The organism is Nostoc sp. CMAA1605 (assembly GCF_021596505.1).
Classification (GTDB): Bacteria; Cyanobacteriota; Cyanobacteriia; order Cyanobacteriales; family Nostocaceae; genus Trichormus.
On record NZ_PJIZ01000007.1, the window covers coordinates 56,930 to 73,853 of the forward strand.

15 protein-coding genes are annotated in these 16,924 nt (G+C 39.4%); 4 read left to right on the forward strand and 11 right to left on the reverse strand.

The features are described 5' to 3' along the window. Positions 1 to 777: 777 nt before the first annotated feature. Complete coding sequence (locus CV014_RS04400) at positions 778 to 1,242, forward strand: hypothetical protein (protein ID WP_236140901.1); 465 nt, start codon at positions 778 to 780, stop codon at positions 1,240 to 1,242. Between the two features lie 24 nt (positions 1,243 to 1,266). On the opposite strand, the gene CV014_RS04405 is transcribed toward CV014_RS04400, so the two are convergent. From CV014_RS04405 to CV014_RS04415, 3 genes are all read right to left on the reverse strand, one after another. Then, on the reverse strand, positions 1,267 to 1,680 hold the full coding sequence (locus tag CV014_RS04405; RefSeq protein ID WP_236140902.1) for a nuclear transport factor 2 family protein: 414 nt from the start codon (positions 1,678 to 1,680) through the stop codon (positions 1,267 to 1,269). A 14-nt stretch (positions 1,681 to 1,694) separates the two neighbouring features. Further along, positions 1,695 to 2,696 carry a zinc-binding dehydrogenase gene (locus CV014_RS04410; RefSeq protein ID WP_236140903.1) on the reverse strand — a complete coding sequence of 334 codons (1,002 nt, stop codon included), beginning with the start codon at positions 2,694 to 2,696 and terminating at the stop codon, positions 1,695 to 1,697. Positions 2,697 to 2,985: 289 nt separating this feature from the next. Continuing rightward, positions 2,986 to 3,780 carry an aspartyl/asparaginyl beta-hydroxylase domain-containing protein gene (locus CV014_RS04415; protein ID WP_236140904.1) on the reverse strand — a complete coding sequence of 265 codons (795 nt, stop codon included), beginning with the start codon at positions 3,778 to 3,780 and terminating at the stop codon, positions 2,986 to 2,988. A 226-nt stretch (positions 3,781 to 4,006) separates the two neighbouring features. Here CV014_RS04415 and CV014_RS04420 point away from each other — a divergent pair, with 226 nt between their 5' ends. From CV014_RS04420 to CV014_RS04430, 3 genes are all read left to right on the forward strand, one after another. Further along, a complete protein-coding gene (locus tag CV014_RS04420; protein ID WP_236140905.1) occupies positions 4,007 to 5,476 on the forward strand; it encodes an amidohydrolase family protein in 1,470 nt (489 codons plus the stop codon). 98 nt (positions 5,477 to 5,574) lie between these two features. Beyond that, entirely contained in the window at positions 5,575 to 6,501 is a 927-nt protein-coding gene (locus CV014_RS04425; protein ID WP_236140906.1) for a 3-keto-5-aminohexanoate cleavage protein, read from the forward strand. A gap of 194 nt (positions 6,502 to 6,695) precedes the next feature. After that, positions 6,696 to 7,517 (forward strand): alpha/beta fold hydrolase, encoded by an 822-nt coding sequence (locus tag CV014_RS04430; protein WP_236140907.1) that lies wholly within the window; start codon positions 6,696 to 6,698, stop codon positions 7,515 to 7,517. Positions 7,518 to 7,526: 9 nt separating this feature from the next. On the opposite strand, the gene CV014_RS04435 is transcribed toward CV014_RS04430, so the two are convergent. From CV014_RS04435 to CV014_RS04470, 8 genes are all read right to left on the reverse strand, one after another. Further along, entirely contained in the window at positions 7,527 to 7,982 is a 456-nt protein-coding gene (locus tag CV014_RS04435; protein ID WP_236140908.1) for a RidA family protein, read from the reverse strand. A gap of 81 nt (positions 7,983 to 8,063) precedes the next feature. Continuing rightward, entirely contained in the window at positions 8,064 to 9,452 is a 1,389-nt protein-coding gene (hisS, locus tag CV014_RS04440; protein ID WP_236140909.1) for a histidine--tRNA ligase, read from the reverse strand. Positions 9,453 to 9,592: 140 nt separating this feature from the next. Next, complete coding sequence (locus CV014_RS04445; protein WP_103137416.1) at positions 9,593 to 10,039, reverse strand: DUF3598 family protein; 447 nt, start codon at positions 10,037 to 10,039, stop codon at positions 9,593 to 9,595. Between the two features lie 199 nt (positions 10,040 to 10,238). Continuing rightward, positions 10,239 to 11,675 (reverse strand): aldehyde dehydrogenase family protein, encoded by a 1,437-nt coding sequence (locus CV014_RS04450; protein WP_236140910.1) that lies wholly within the window; start codon positions 11,673 to 11,675, stop codon positions 10,239 to 10,241. A 142-nt stretch (positions 11,676 to 11,817) separates the two neighbouring features. Next, complete coding sequence (locus CV014_RS04455; RefSeq protein ID WP_236140911.1) at positions 11,818 to 12,861, reverse strand: nitrilase-related carbon-nitrogen hydrolase; 1,044 nt, start codon at positions 12,859 to 12,861, stop codon at positions 11,818 to 11,820. Positions 12,862 to 12,890: 29 nt separating this feature from the next. Further along, positions 12,891 to 13,637: a red chlorophyll catabolite reductase gene (locus tag CV014_RS04460; protein ID WP_236140912.1), complete on the reverse strand. Its 747-nt coding sequence runs from the start codon at positions 13,635 to 13,637 to the stop codon at positions 12,891 to 12,893. 298 nt (positions 13,638 to 13,935) lie between these two features. Then, positions 13,936 to 14,607: a hypothetical protein gene (locus CV014_RS04465; RefSeq protein WP_236140913.1), complete on the reverse strand. Its 672-nt coding sequence runs from the start codon at positions 14,605 to 14,607 to the stop codon at positions 13,936 to 13,938. 131 nt (positions 14,608 to 14,738) lie between these two features. After that, positions 14,739 to 16,820 carry a DUF1565 domain-containing protein gene (locus tag CV014_RS04470; RefSeq protein WP_236140914.1) on the reverse strand — a complete coding sequence of 694 codons (2,082 nt, stop codon included), beginning with the start codon at positions 16,818 to 16,820 and terminating at the stop codon, positions 14,739 to 14,741. Positions 16,821 to 16,924: the final 104 nt, after the last annotated feature.

Consider the following 16,924-nt stretch of genomic DNA (forward strand, 5'->3'; position numbering starts at 1 on the left):
GGAAAAATACTGTGACATTATAAAGAGATTTTGAGTATAAAAATCTGTCATTAGGCAGAAATAGACTAGTCCAATAGTGCTATTTTAAATTGTTACTTAAGTGACTTGACAAATTACAGTTATTAATGCTTAATTAGCCAATTATTAGCTTGTTTTGACAATCAGCTTTAATTGGAATTTTGTCTTTAATGCTTAAAAAAGATTTATACTTGCGCTGATTCCCCAGTAGCACGCAAAACACTTGACTAATATTTAAATATCAGATTTTGGGATTTTTTTATAAAAATCAATAACAAATGTAGAGTTTGACTGAATTTTTCACCTGTGAAGTAGTGGCGTGTCAAAGCCAGAAGATTCCAGTATATGGGTTGATTTGCAATGCGCTTAACATTTCTGGGTGTTTAGTGTAGAAATTCAATAGGGAATCTAGATAGGTTATTAGTCAATAGTCAATAGTCAATAGTCATTACTCATTACTTATTACTCATTACTCATTACTTATTACTTATTACTTATTACTTATTACTTATTACTTATTACTTATTACTTATTACTCATTACTTATTACTCATTACTTATTACTCATTACTTATTACTTATTACTTATTACTCATTACTTATTACTCATTACTTATTACTCATTACTTATTACTCATGATGTACCTCAATTACTTTCAAAATTGCTGTAAAAGAGAGATTGAGAGTTGGCTACATTTAATCTCACCTCATGTAAAAATGATATTATATGGGGGTAACTGATTTCTCTCCCATCTATAAATGAACAAAATATTGGATGTAGAACTATCAAAAAAAACTGCTGAAATCATCAAAAGTAAGGCTAGAAAACCCTTTGATAATGCGTATAAAGCTGCGTTGGCTACACAGGGTGCTAAATATGTTCAAGGATTTTTAGTCTGTCAAGGGAAGCCAACTAAACCTCTAGAACATGGTTGGATTGAAACAGAGGAGACAATTGTTGACCCTAACTTACCGCATTTGCATAATCATGTACAAGAAATGTGGTATTTTGCTGCTCATACTCTCAGTGTGAAGCAACTCAAGGAAATTATAGAAGAATCAAAAGAAGATTATCCAGAAGATGACCCATTACCTATTTATGGTGATGCACCATATGAATATTATGGTGATGTGATGTTGGGAGGTAAAGAATATCTAGCTGCTTATCAAGCGGCGGAAGCTAAATGTAAAGAAATTCAAGGATTAAAAGCTCAAAATAATTAAGTTAGTGCAGAAAACATTGGTTCTTTAGTTGGTATTTACTAATGAGGATTTGCCATCACTACCAAAGTGTTCTCGGTAACTGCAAATTTTATCTCCTCGCACATCAAAGGATACTGCTACCCGATTTTTGTAAGGCTGTCCAAATAAAGTTCCTTCATCACGAAATTCAAAGACTACCGTTGTCTCATTGCTAGTAATGCAATCTAAAGACACTAATTTGATGCCAGACGGAAAGGAGGTTGAAACATAATCAAGAAATTCCTTGGCTTTTGCTTTTCCTTGATTTAAACCTTGGAATTTACCGATAGGAAACCAAAAGGTAAAATCCTCTGTTAGCATTTCTAGAAATGCTTGCCATTCACCCGTTGCTAAACCCTGGGTAAAATGTTCAAATGCTTGGTGAGCAACTTTTAAAGTATTTTCTGGATTCTGCACCATGTTTTTCCTAGATTCTAAAACCTGACAACTACTTTGCCACAATTTTGACCACTGAGCAGGTATGCTACTGCCGTGGGAATAGACTCTAAACCAAGAAATGGGGTAGAGTCAACAGATACTTGCAATTTACCTGCATAGAACAAATTTAAGAGGCGATCGCGCGCTTCTGGGATATATTCTTGATAATGGGGCATGAGAAAACCCCGCACCGAAGACGCTTTCCAAAAAAGTTGATGATAAATACGCGCTTGCGTTACTTCTTCGATACTTTTCCCATATTCCGAAATATAGCCAATACTCACCAAACGTCCCCGAATGGCTAAGTTGTCAACGCAGGTATCAAACACCTGTTTACCCACACACTCAAAAATTAAGTTAATGCCTTTGGGGTACTCTTGCTTGAGGACTTCCTGGAGATTTTCTCTATGATAATTAATGATGCGATCGCAGCCTAACTCCTGTAATAACTTTTCCTTCGCCTCAGAACTGCAAGTACCAATGACATGATTTCCCGCCAACTTCGCCAACTGTACCGCAATATGGCCAGTACCACCAGCCGCAGCCGTTACTAAAACCACCTCATCACTTTGCATTTCCCCCGCTTGTTCCAAAGCCACCAAAGCTGAAACACCCGTCGGTACAAGGTTGAGAATTTCCGGCGTTGCTTCCCGCACTTTCACCGCCAAGCTAGCATCTATCACCTGATATTCTCGATAACCACCACCGCGCCAAGTCGTGATAACAGCATCACCCACCCGAAAACCAGAAACATCTGCACCCACAGCTACCACTTCCCCCACCGCTTCCACACCCAAATCAAAAGGTGGAGTTAATTTTATATAACTCACTTCACCCCGACAAAGTAAAGTATCAAACCCTGCATTAATTCCTGCAAATTTATTCCGAATTAAAATTTCATGATTTGCCGGTGCAGTCAGAGGTACTTCTACAATTTCTACAGCAGATTTAAAATCTTGATGGAGTTGTTTAGCTATTAATTTTTTGTAGTTAGTCATTAGTTATTAGTCAATAGTCATTAGTTATTAGTTATTAGTTATTAGTTATTAGTTATCTGACTTTTCACGGTATCTGGAAAACCCCTCTCCAAACCTCTCCCCTACAAGGAGAGAGGCTTTAATTTTCCCCCTTCCCTCCGAGGGAAGGGGGTTAGGGGGTTAGGTTTTACGTTAACTTTTCCACATAATGTGAAAAGTCAGATTAGTCATTAGTTATTAGTTTTTGCTACCTTGTCCACCTTGTCTCCAATGCCCAATGCCCCATTCCCTATTCCCAATGCCCCAGTCCCTATAAAGCCTTATCCCATTCCAGTTGATGCGCTAAACCATACTTGATAAAATCTTCGATGTTGGCTTTATCGCTTTTACCAAATACACCCAAACTATAAGGATTATCTTGCATTCTTTCGGTAACTTGTTCTTGCTCAAATCTCATTACTTCTTCTCTTGGTTGATCTGTTTTAAAAAAGTCAACAACCAATACAGTTCTATCGTATTCAGTATAATTATGTGGACAATGGGGATAGCTATGATCTAACACCATAAATTCCCCTTCATGCCAATAAAGTTGCTCATGACATATTTTCATTGCCACATCTCCTTGCGGCACAATTAAGCCTAAATAACCCCTGTTCATGTGGGGGTTATAGTTAACATGAAGCTTAATATCTAAACCAGGGTGAAATGTACCGAAATAGGCATTTCTGATTACGTCATCATTTTCTACGTTAACTGCTGTGATCATCTGAGCCAAATTTGGAAAATATTTTTCTCTGAGTTCTAATGCCTTCTTTGCTGCTACATCTGTCTCATATTCGGGATATTGGATTTGATGAAATTGAATATATTTTTCAATTAATAAACCTTGGAATAAAATTCCAAAGGCACTATATTTAGAGTCTCCTTTAGTTTTAATGGTTTTACTTTTTGGGCCTAGAACATCGTAAGTAAATTTTAATTCCTCTGGCGATGCCTGCTTGATAAAACTAGTAAATTCCTCTCGAATCACCTGCCAATTTTCTTGCAAATTTTGGAGAAAGGGGAAAGTTTCAGGATTGAGATGATACTCGTTAAAATTGGACACCTTTTTCTGCTCCTAAATTTCAATTAAAAATTCCAAATTTAAATTACCAGGAATAAGTTTAATGGGGAGTCTTAGCACTTCTACATATAAAAGTTTGTACGTTTTATTTCTGGATCATCAAAACGGTTCAATAAACAACTGTTACATAGTTGTCTATTTTAGCGATTGTTCCTGTAGGATGTGAAAGCGACTTGCTTGCTGTCATCATGTTAATGTGAGGTCTACTATGTCTGAACCTCCTATATTAGATAAAATTGTCAAGAATGTGCGGGTTGTGCGTCCCCATGAAAATGCGATCGCACTCTTAGATATAGGGATTAAGGATGGAAAATTTGCCCAGATTGCTCCTCATATTAGCGCAGACCAGGGCAAAGAGGTATTTGATGGCAAAAATCTCCTCGGTTTTCCTGGGGTTGTAGATGCTCATATGCACATCGGTATTTACCAACCCCTTGACCAAGATGCAGTGACAGAAAGTAAAGCCGCCGCGATGGGAGGTGTAACAACTAGCCTCAATTACATCCGTACAGGGAAGTATTATCTCAATAAAGGTGGTTCCTACCAAGATTTTTTTCCTGAAGTATTAGCATTATCTCAAGGAAATTTCTTTGTTGATTATAGCTACCATATTGCCCCTCTTAGCAATCAGCATATTGATGAGATACCAATGCTGTTTGAGGAATATGGCATTAGTTCCTTTAAAATTTTTATGTTTTATGGTGGCTATGGTTTACACGGTCTTTCCGACCAACAAAATTTATTTTTGATGATTAATAAAACAGAAAGATACGATTTTGCTCACTTTGAATTTATCATGCGGGAGTTGACAAAGTTAAGCGCAAGTCATCCAGAAGCACAAGCAACAATTAGTTTAAGTTTGCATTGCGAAGTGGCAGAAATTCTCAATGCTTATACCAAAATAGTTGAAAATGATTTAAGTTTAACTGGACTGCACGCCTACAGTGCGGCGCGTCCTCCCCATTCAGAAGGGTTAGCAATTTGTATTGCATCTTATTTGGCACATGAAACTAACTGTGCAAATATCAATTTATTACATTTGAGTTCTCGTAAAGCAATGGAAGCAGCTTTGACCATGCAAACTGCTTTTCCTCATATTAATTTCCGGCGAGAAGTTACCGTTGGACATTTATTATTAGATGTCGATACGCCAAACGGAACTTTAGCAAAAGTTAACCCCCCCATTCGTCCCCGTGCTGATGTGGAATATTTATGGCAAGCTGTTCTCAACAATCAAGTAGATTGGATAGTTAGTGATCATGCTTGTTGTGCGGCGGAACAAAAAGTTAATGCCAAAGATCCGCATAATATTTGGTTAGCAAAATCTGGTTTTGGTGGTACAGAATATTTACTATCTGGTGTATTTAGTGAAGGTAGTAAACGGGGAATGTCTTACAATCACATGGCTAAATTGCTCTCGTGGAATCCATCACGCAGGTTTAGTTTATCTCAAAAAGGGGATATTGCTGTTGGTTTTGATGCTGATTTAGTTTTGTTAGACCCTAATGAAAGTTTTGTGGTGAATGCGGCTGAATCAGAATCACAACAAGGTTACACACCTTTTGCGGGAATGGAGTTAACAGGAAAGGTGAAAAGTACATTTTTGCGAGGTAATTTAATTTATCACAATGGGCAAGTTTTAGGTTTACCTAGCGGACGTTATTTAAAAAGAAGTTAGGTGATTTTTGGGCAAATATCTCAAAAGGAGTAGAAAAAAATTTTTTATTTTAGGCTAAACATAAAAATACCTACATCTACCAAAATTAAAGGATAACTATGAATAGTCAACTACCATTAATTATTGAATGTCGTAGTAACGATTCCGATTATCGTCAAGAAAATCCTCACTGTCCATATACTCCCAAGGAAATTATTCAAGAAGCGGTTCGGGCTTGGGAAGCGGGAGCAGCAATTTTTCATTGGCATGGACGAGATCCAATTGATGGCAAATGGATTAATGATGTAAACGTTTATTTAGAAGTTATTCAAGGAATTCGAGAGCAGACGGATTTAATTATTAATCCTACTTTAAATTATGTGACTAAAGAAAGTAATGTGAGCGATCGCATTCAACATATCTTAGCCGCTAACAACGATCCAGCACTAGGAGTTGATATGATTCCTTTAGAGTTTGGCTCGTTTAATTTAGATTTTTGGAATCCACAAACTAAACAATTTGACAGCTACGATCAAGTACATACTAGTTCTCGCGCATATATCAAAGAAGTATTAGAAATACTGCAAGTAAATAACATTTTTGTCGTTACTATTTGTTGGAACACAGGACAAATTCGGACAGCAAAATGTTTCCAAGAAATGGGACTGCTTCCTAAAAATACTTTTTGGGAGTTTGTGTTTACTGGAGAAATTACCCCTAGTGGCATTCTGCCCACATTACCAAATTTACAAGCAGTGGTAGATTCTATCCCCAAAGATGATCAATGGTTAGTAATGTGCTGGAATGGGGATGTCATGCCTTTGGCAGCTTGGGCAATTACAATGGGTGGTCATGTTGGTATTGGTTTGGGAGACTATCCTTATTTGCGTTTTGGTAAACCTCACAATGGCGATTTGGTAGACAAAGTTGCTAACATGGCGCATACATTAGGCCGGGAAGTTGCCACACCAGCGCAAGCACGGGAAATTTTGAAAATGCAGCCGCGAACTGTTGTTAAAGAAAAACTACAGGTAGTTGCTAACTAGAAATGTAGAGTGCATGGGGGAAACCTAACCCCCTAACCCCCTTCCCTACTAGGGAAGGGGGAATATGAAAGCCTCTCTCCTTTTAGGGGAGAGGTACCCTTCGGGAAGCAAGCTATGGAGAGGGGTTTTCTCTGTTTTCTGTTTCTTGTTGCTTTGAATGACAAACAAAATATAATTGCGATCGCTAAAAAATTATGACAAAGACAATTAAACGCGCTTTTTTAGACACAGAAGATGGACAAATTCTCTACCGCATTGGTGGCGAGGGTGAGGCGTTGCTGTTGCTGCACATGAACCCCCGCAGTAGTGACGAATTCCGCGAACTTATGCCAATTTTGGCAGCACATAGACGAGTCATTGCAATGGATTTGATGGGGTTTGGTGATTCCGATAAACCGCCGAGAATGTATACTATCGGCGACTATGCAAAAACCGCGATCGCACTTTTAGATGAATTAGGCATAAAAAAAACAAGTATTTTAGGGAATCATACAGGTGCTTTTGTGGCGGGAGAAATAGCCGCAGCATATAGCGATCGCGTTGATAAACTCATATTAGGAAACGTAGCCGGTTTTGGGGAGGGAGGACAAGCAGAATTATTTAAAAGATTTGAGGATGGTTTTAAAATCAAAGAAGATGGTTCTCATCTCATGGAAAGATGGTTAGCCCGTTCCCGATATGTAGGCTCGGCAGAATTAAATCATCGTTGGGTTTTAGATGATTTAAAATGTTTTGGTCATCCTTTATATGCGGTTTGGGCTGTAGGTAATTACTGTCTAGAAGCACCAGAAAGATTTCGTGCTATTAAATGTCCCACTCTCATCATTTGGGGACTGGATGACATGAAAGAATTTGAAAGATTGAGTTTAGCAAAATTCAATGACCGCTATTTTCTATCTCAAGCAATTCCTCATGGCAAAGTTGTAGAATTTGAACAAGGCACAATTTGCATGATGAACCAAATACCTGAAGCAGTATCTCAGGTAGTCATGGATTTTTTAAATAGTACAGAATAGTTAAAGTTTTCAATTATCTAGGACTGCTGTACATTTAATTTCTACAATTAGTCCTGGCGTAGATAAAGCAGTAATACCAAACCCCGTCCAGGTTGGAAAATTATTAGTAAAATAACGGTCTTTTACTTTCATAAATAACGGCAGATGGGGGATAGTAAACTGCTGTTGTGCTGCATCAGCAGGTGTAAATTGGGAATCACTAAGATTTGACCCTGTCACATGATAGGTAATCATTTCTACCACATCGTCAAAGGTGGCACCTGCGGCTGTTAGTACCTTTTTCACATTTTCAAAAGTTTGGACAAATTGCGCTTCTACTTCCTCGACTACCTGTAAATTTTCATCGCGTCCCACTTGACCAGAAATATATAATGTATTGCCTACTTTAATCCCAGGACAATAGTGAAATTTTTCATATAAAATTTCCATGCCTTGAGGGATAATAACTTGGCGATTTTTACTCATAAACTTAGATAGTTAAGATTAAAAGAATTTTAATTGTTAAATGTCGGGGAAAAATATCCCCTGTTACCAAAATTAATGCAATTATTGCAGTCTGCGTTTTACTTCTGCCGCTAAATCAGCTAAAGCAACTTCTATTTGCTCACCTGTTTGTAAATCTTTAAGTGATGACTTTTGGGCTGTGGCTTCATCAGCACCAATAATTACACAAAAGCGAATTCCTTGTTTATCTGCGGTTTGAAATTGTTTACCTAAAGGACGCTTATCAAAATTAGTCACTACATTAATTCCAGCTTGGCGTAACTGTTGGGAAACTTGCAAGTAAGTTGGCATTAAATCTTCTTGCATATTGACTACCACTACTTGCGCTGGCGTTGCTGGTAAGGTGTTCAGAATTCCCGCTTTGAGTAAACGACTAATTAAACGTGTCAAGCCAATGGAAATTCCCACACCAGGCATTTTTTCGCCTAAAAACATTCCCACTAATTCTTCATATCTACCGCCAGAACAAATACTACCTAAAGCCTCATGTCCAATTAAAGTAGTTTCGTAAACTGTGCCAGTATAGTAATTTAATCCACGGGCGATAGACAAATCAATGCAAAATCTCTTGTCAGGAACGCCTAAATTCCGCACCCCTGCAATTACTGTTTCTAATTCGTTGACACCTAAATTAAGTTGTGCTGATTCCGGTAAATTTTCTGAGAGATGTTTGAGCTTACTTAAAATTTCATCACTATTACCGTCGATTTTAATAAAATCAATAATTTTTTGCGTTTGTTCAGAGTTAACGCCTTCTTTCTCTAACTCTTGTTTAACTTTAGCTTCGCCAATTTTTTCTAGATTATCAATAATGCTGATACAAGATTTAATTTGGGTTTCTGAAATACCTAAAGATTGAAAAAAACCTGTTAAAACTTTGCGGTTATTGATGCGGATGACAAAATCACCAATGTTAATGGCTTCAAATATTTCGGTGATAATAGCAGGCATTTGAGCATCATATAATAAACTTAAACTACTCCGCCCGACTACATCAATATCACACTGACGAAATTGACGAAATCTTCCATCCTTTGCCCTTTCTCCTCGGAAAACTACATCCATTTGATAACGTGCAAAGGGAAAAGTCAATTCATTTAAGTGACGCGCAATATAAGCGGCTAAAGGTACAGTTTGATCAAATTTTAATGCTCTAGCTTCTGAGCCTGTTTCCCCTGATTTATCTTTTTCAGCTTGACGATTGGGTGGTAATATTGGTTCTATACCATAAATAATATTATCGCCTTGGTTGCCTTTGGCTTGTAATACTTCTAATCTTTCTACAGCAGGAGTTTCAATAGGCGTAAATCCGTAGCTTTCGTAAACTTTACGGATCGTATCTAGTAAATATAATTCTAAGCGTTTTTCGCTGGGCAGAAACTCAGGAAAGCCACTAGGAGTAGAAAAGTTTATTTTGTCACCTTTTGCCATGCGTCTACCTTATTAATTCGCAATTTGCAATTATACAACAATTTTTATTTTTAGTTAATAAAAAAAGTTTGTAGTAAAGACTTTAGTCCTTATTTAAAGACTAAAGTCTTTACTACAAACTTTTTTCAAATTATATATTCTTACTTTAGTCTTTGTTCTTTAATGAGAGTACGTTGATATATTTGATGATTTTTAAACCAATGCCAAGTGCGGGCGCGGTGATTGTTATCTGGACTAATATAAATCATTTCTGATAAAGATATATCTGGAACAGTTTTGTAAGAAAATTGCAAAATTATAGTTGAGTCGTCTATTTCCCAAGCTTTACCTTCTACTCTTTCTGTATCAAACCAGAGGGCTTTGTCATGATATGCGCCAGGAAATTGATGTTCTTCGTGTTTTCCGCTAGCCCATGTGTAACGATTGATTTGATAATAAGGATGAGGACTATTATCTGGAAATTGACAAGTTAAATGTGATTCATGATGGTCAATAATGTTTCCAGAGTTATCAACTACAGTATACGTACCAACCCAATCACCTTCATGACGGACTAGTACAGGCATTTCTTCTCTAATGTTAGACATAATGCGACTCCTGATAAATTGGGGATTGGGGATTGGGGACACTTCGACAAGCTCAGTGCATCGCTGGGGACTGGGGAATAAAGACTAAGAAAGTAAAATTAGCGTTTTAGCTTATTTTATGGTCAGTATGCAGCATTTGTTGGCGATCGCCTAGATTTTGAAAACATTAGTTTGCAATAGGAATTCCCTCATTGCATTGTTAATACATCAGTAGCCCATTATTCCTGATTAACCACCAAGGGTCATGGGCAGAGTTAGTTTTAATTAAAAACGCCTGTTTTCGCATAAATCGTGTTAACGCTGCTCCACCCATGCGTGAACCACCCAAACTGGAAAGTTTAAAAGCGTTTTTCTCTCCTTCGTGCATGATGGCAGTTAAAGCCGCATCATTAATACTAATAGCACCAGCATTAATTTGCCGCCCCACGGCTAAAGCTTCTGCTTCTGAACCAGCAAACACAGCTGCACTTAATCCATAAATAGAATCGTTGGCTAAAAATACAGCTTCTTCCACATTAGAAAACGGCATTACGGGCATAATGGGGCCGAAAGTTTCTTCAGTCATCACTTTCATTTCATGATTGACTTGAGTTAATACCGTAGGACGACACCACCAACCACCCCCTAATTCTTCGACTTTACCGCCGCAATGAATAATTGCACCTTTTTCTACTGCATCAGCTAAATGATCACTAATGATTGCAGCTTGTTTTTCCGCAATAATCGGGCCAATTTGCCCATTTTCAATATCGGGATAGGCTAATTGCAGACTATAAGCTTTGGCGACTAGCTGATGATAAAACTCTTCAAAGATTGATTCAGCAACATAAACGCGTTCAATAGATAAACAAGACTGGCCAGTATTTACCACTGCACCCCACAAAATCGCAGAGGTAGCTAAATCTATATTTGCTGATGCTAAAACGATCGCCGGATCTTTGCCACCCAATTCTAAAAAAGCAGGGATAAAACGTCTAGCTGCGGCTTCTGCAACTCTGCGCCCTGTGTTGACACTACCTGTAAAACAAATTAAATCTACATAATCAATTAAAGCAGCTCCTGTTTCGCCTGCACCTTCAATAAAAATTAAAACATCCCGTAAATTGGCGACATTATTTAAAGATGTCAATAAAGGCGCGACAAAACGCGGTGCAATTTCACTCGGTTTTATAACTACCGCACAACCCGCCAACAACGCCGGAATTGCGTCAATCATCGACAGCAACAAGGGAAAATTCCACGGACTAATTACTCCCACAAGGGGGTAAGGTACAGAGGTTTGTTGCAAAGCGATGAAAGGAATACTGGTATTTTTAGCTGATTCTTGCAGTAAATCTGGGGCTAAATCACACCACCGGTCAATGCTGCTGAAAAAGGAATCAATTTCTAATATAGATATAGATAATCTGCCGGTATCATTTACTAAAGCATCTGTTAATGATTGGCGTGTAGCTAATATTGCTTCTTTCCATTCCCGTAAAGCAGCGATTCTTCCTTCTAAACCCAACTGATACCATTGAGTTTGCGCCCGTCGCGCCCGATTACACTGCTGTGCTAACAACCGAGGCGGCGGCGGAATAATCACATAGTCAAATTTTCCTGTGCGGGGGTTACGTACTTCTATGGTGTTAGTCATTAGTCAATAGTCAATAGTCAATAGTCAATAGTCATTAGTCATTAGTCATTAGTCAACAGTCAACAGTCAAAACTCATTACTTATTACTCATTACTCATTACTTATTACTTATTACTTATTACTCAGCACTCAGCACTCACCCCTAAACTATCCCTAAATCGCTGAGGCGTTCGATGGTTTGTTGTTGGGTTTGGATAAAATGTTTGCGGTCTATTGATTGATTTAGCATGGTGTTGGCTGGGTAAAAGTTTGATTGACTATAACTTTGGGCGTATAGTTCAAATCGCTGACGCGCTAGTAAATTATTTAACCCCGGACGACGGCGATCGCGTCTTAATGCTGTTAAATCTATCTCTGCAAATGCGGCCATGCTTTCGCCTGCACCTGTCTCTGCTAAAACTAAGCCCCGATGATCGATAATTTTTGAGCCTCCGTCTACTGAACCAATGGGAATGGGGCTATTGGCTAATCCGGCTGTGTTGGCGGAAATGACGTAAGCCATATTCTCTACGGCACGGGTGATTTTGGCTGCGTCTTTGGGAGTGAGATGTTTATTATAAATTTCTGAGGTGGAGTGTAGAAAAATTTCTGCGCCCCGCATGGCTAAACACCGTGCGACTTCTGGATATAAAATTTCTTCTGAAGCTAAAGCCGCTAAGTTACCAATGGCAGTTTTCGCTACGGGGAAAACCCCATCTAAACCATAACAATCGAGGTATTTATCCCACACATCATGGGGTGTAGGGGCAAACATGGAGTTTAACCGCCGATAACGTAACACAACTGTCCCACTAGGATCAATCACAAAGCTGGTTTGAAAATATAACGTGGGAAAGTTGGGGTCAAGTTCGTAGGCGTTACCAGCTAAAAATATACTATATTTTTGAGCAATATTACTGAGGGCTTCATACTCAGCACCGTTAATTTCTAAACAAGCTTTATTTGCCCAAACTTCCATAGATTCCCCCATTGGAAACCCTGTGAGGAAATATTCTGGTAAGACAATTAACCGACAATCACCACCAATAAAGGCAACACTAGCAGCGATTTGTTGAGTTAAACGGGCGATCGCTTGCTGCATTAGTATACTAGCTTCTTGGCGATCGCGTGCTTGATTGACTGCGTGACAGGTAATTTGCAGTGCTAAAGCCCGAAATGTTTCTAATGGTTGAGTATAATCTGTCATAAAAGTAGGAATTTTCCATTGTGAGTTTATTATTTGCTACCAGAGAGCGATCGCACCAGTTTCTCTGTTAATTCTTTACCAAACATCTTCACCGCCATCTCGTTGTCAGGGTCATTTTCTATACAACTACGACGAATAAATAAATCCCGTTCAGCTAAGGCTAATTTTGCATTTTCTGGCGTTTGTTCGGCTGTATCTACCCAAGTTAACCAACGATTTAAAGTATTTTTAGCCACTGTGCAAATCACTTCTACAACTTCCGGCGATGTGCTGGTATAACACAAACTCACAGGAGATTGAAATGCGCGCATATAAACACTTTTACTAATAAACCGAGTCAAGCGAGAGTCATCTTGCAATTGTAAAAATGTGGAATTAACTGGTTGATAATATTTTTGCAAGTAGTCTAAATTTGTTAATAATTCAATCCGAGGAATATAATCTATATAAAGAAAAATTTGCGGAATTAACCCAAACTCAAAAGTTAAATGGGGAACTAGACTAGAGGCATTCAACCACACAGTTAAACGCATAACTGCAAATGATTTTTGTGCATTTCCTAGCCAAGAATGAGTCAGCCAATCAATACCATCACCAGTATAAGCTTGCAGTGAACCAGTGATATTGCCATCTAGACTGCTGTATGTTTGTAAATCTTTGGTGCTAGAGTCTGGATGTAAGATAAACCGCGTTTCTAGCTGTTGATAAAGTTCACTCATCAAAGACGATAAGTGATTAAATACACTGACACCATTGATATTCAGTTGTTCTCTCATGTCTGATCTGCAATTTGCTCACGATGTTCACTAAGTTAATTGTGGGGTCTAAAGTGAACATCTCACCTACGTTAGAAATTAATATCCTTGAAAAAGGAGAGAGAACTATTAAAAATTACGGCGTTGCTGATTAATGGGATGATTTATGTTTCGCGCAAAGGCGCAAAGCCGCAAAAAATTTACATATATTTGATTTCTGAAAACAATAAACCTCTACTCCCAGTCCCCAGCGATGCACTGAGCTTGTCGAAGTGTCCCCAATCCCCAGTCCCTACCATCAAGTCAAATTCCTGATTGACTAAGCACTAGATAATTGTTCGCCGGAGATAGCTTTGAGTTTAGAGGTAAATGATTCAGAGCGATCGCTTTTGATGGGAGTAAACTGTCCAATGGGAGGATGATTCAAAGCGATGGTGGGATTTTTACTTTGTTGACTTTTAATATCTACCAGATTTGACTTCTGTTCAATACCCTCTGTCATTACACCTAAACTAGATGCTGTTAATTGTTTGGGTGCTGCTGAAATCTCTGCTGCTTTTACTGTTTCTGCGGCTTTCCCATTCATTAAGTGAATACCGTTGTTATTTTCTTCTGGTGGGGGTGAAGTGACCGCAGGTGGCAGAAAATGATTAGATGATGTTGGTGGCTGGTGAAAAGTTAAGGTGTTGGTAGTCGTCGCTGTCAGACTCAGGGGAAATTGACTACAAATTAGGCGTTCAAATTCCATATTGAAGTGATAAATAGCCTGACCCCGACGCAGCCAAAATGCCAAAATTTGCTGTACAGAAATTCCCTTATAGCGTCCTTGATAAAGGGCTTCAATTACCGCTAAATGTAACCAATCTGGCGGATACTGTTTTTGCCAACGATGAACTAACTCACCAGCATTGTGGCCACTGAGGTCAAAACTATAGTGAGTTAATAGGGCGATGGCCAAATTGGCACAAGTAGGAGGTATTGATTGTGACATGGGACTTTTGGCCGTTGGCGGTATATACAGATCATCTAGCCGTCGTTATAGGCAGCTAACCTGGGAATAAAATGTAGAATTTGTTACCAATAATATTGCATCGGTAAAACAATGTCTCTCATTTTACTGGTTTAGCTGCTAACTGTCGAAATTATATAGGGTGAATTAATACTTGGCGCACGTTGAATTGCTACTAAAGCCTGATAGACCATTGCCGCTACTTCCGCCCTAGTCGCTTCCCTGGTGGGCGCGAGGAGTTTGGGGTCTGGATGGTTAACGACGATTTTGTTTTGGGTGGCCGTAATTACAGCTTTACGGGCATATTCAGGGATGGTGCTACTATCAGTATAAGTGACATCACTGCTATTATTTGCTGACAATGCCAAGCCATTCACTAGGGAAACGATGACTTGTAGCCTTTGGACATTTTGATCAGGGCGAAAAGTGCGATCGCTAAAACCACTGACAAACCCGCCACTAGCCGCAATCTGTAATGCCTGATAAGCCCAAAATTCCTTGGGTACATCAATAAACTCTGTCGCTGGTCTTTTAGGTGCAGGATTGAATGCACCCGCCACTAAAGCCGCATATTGGGCGCGAGTCATGGGTTTATTGGGTTGGTAACTGCCATCAGCAAAGCCATGCGTCATCCCCATACTCGCCAAACCCTGAATAAATGCTTCCGCCCAATGTCCACTGAGGTCGGTGAAGGTGGGTAAGGCGACATCCACTTTGACAATATAAGGTGAAGCGATCGCCTTTTCTTGGCCGCTTGTGACCAAAGCTTGATAAATTAAGCTAGCGATTTCGCCACGGGTAATATCTCGCAGGGGTTCGAGTTGATCTGTTGCAGGATAATTCACCACTAATTGTTTTTCTGTGGCGGTGGCGATGGGGTTGGTGGCATAACTGGGAATTTGGGCGCGATCGCGGTATACACTCAAGACATTCGGACTACCACCACTAAGTTGTAAACCATTAACTACAGAGACTATTGCCTGCACCTTAGTTAAATTCTGTCCTGGGCGAAACGTCCCATCGGGAAAGCCGCTAATAAACCCCATTTGGGCGGCTTTAGTAATGGCTGCGGCTGCCCAAAAATCAGATTTGACATCCTTGAACGGGCTAGGTTGATTTTTCGTGGGTAAATTAAAAGTTTTGGCAATTATCGCCGCATATTGGGCGCGGGTGATGGGTGCATTAGGGGCAAAAGTACCATCAGGAAAGCCACTAATTAAACCCTTATTGACTAACGCCTCCACAAAAGCCGCCGCCCAATGTCCCGCAATATCAACTAAATTCGTATTAGTTGACTGAATTGGCTGATCAATCACAGCCGCCAGAAAATTCACCTGTCCTTTGACTTGGGTAGGATTTAACTGATTACCCACAGAAGTCAAAGGCTGTGTCGAGTTATTTTGAATATCAAAGCCGCCATTGTCACTAAACACATTACCGGCGACATCTTGAGTATTACCCAAATCGGGGACAGCGTTTTCATTAACGAGTAACCCACCTTGGGCATTTTTGAGAATGATGTTGTGACGCAACACCGGCCGGGCATTACGAGATAGAGCGATCGCTGTCCGATTATCTGAAAGTTTATTATGGGTAATGACAGGGGCAGCAAAATCACTAATAGCTATACCTAAAGGATTTTTTTGTAAAACATTCCGTAAAATTTCCCCTTTACTGTTGCGCGCCATAAATAAACCACTGGCGGCATTCTGCAAAAATACATTGTCGAGAATGGCAGGTTTGGCACTACCGCTAGTAAATACCCCTTCTCGACCGCAGTTAGTAAAGGTATTGTTAGCTACCTGGGTGGCGGCTGATTCAATCCAAACCCCTGTTCCCTTAGCAACGGGATTAGTAACAGTCACACCCCTAAGACTAGTTTGATTTAATAACACTAAAGTGACATTCTGCACCCCAAAACTAGGGCTGGGATATTCTCCACTACCAGAAATGACAATACCTGCACCCTTATTTGCTTCATTACCAATCACCGTCACCCCTTCTGGGATCATCAGGGGAAAAACTTCCTGATTCGCACTGCTGTAAGTCCCCGTAGCTAATTGAATAATTGCCGGGGAAGTCACTTTTAAAGCACGAGTCAGGGTTTTAAACGGACTTTGCCGCGAACCGGAGTTAGTATCTTTACCCGTAGCTGGGTTGACGTAGAATGTGGCAATGGGATTAGTGTTCACCATTGGGAATAAAGCAGTGATTGTTTAAATGACACCATCATAAAACAACGCTAACGGCAAATAGGGACATTAGTTAAGGACTTACGCAACGCCGTTGTCACAGTTAA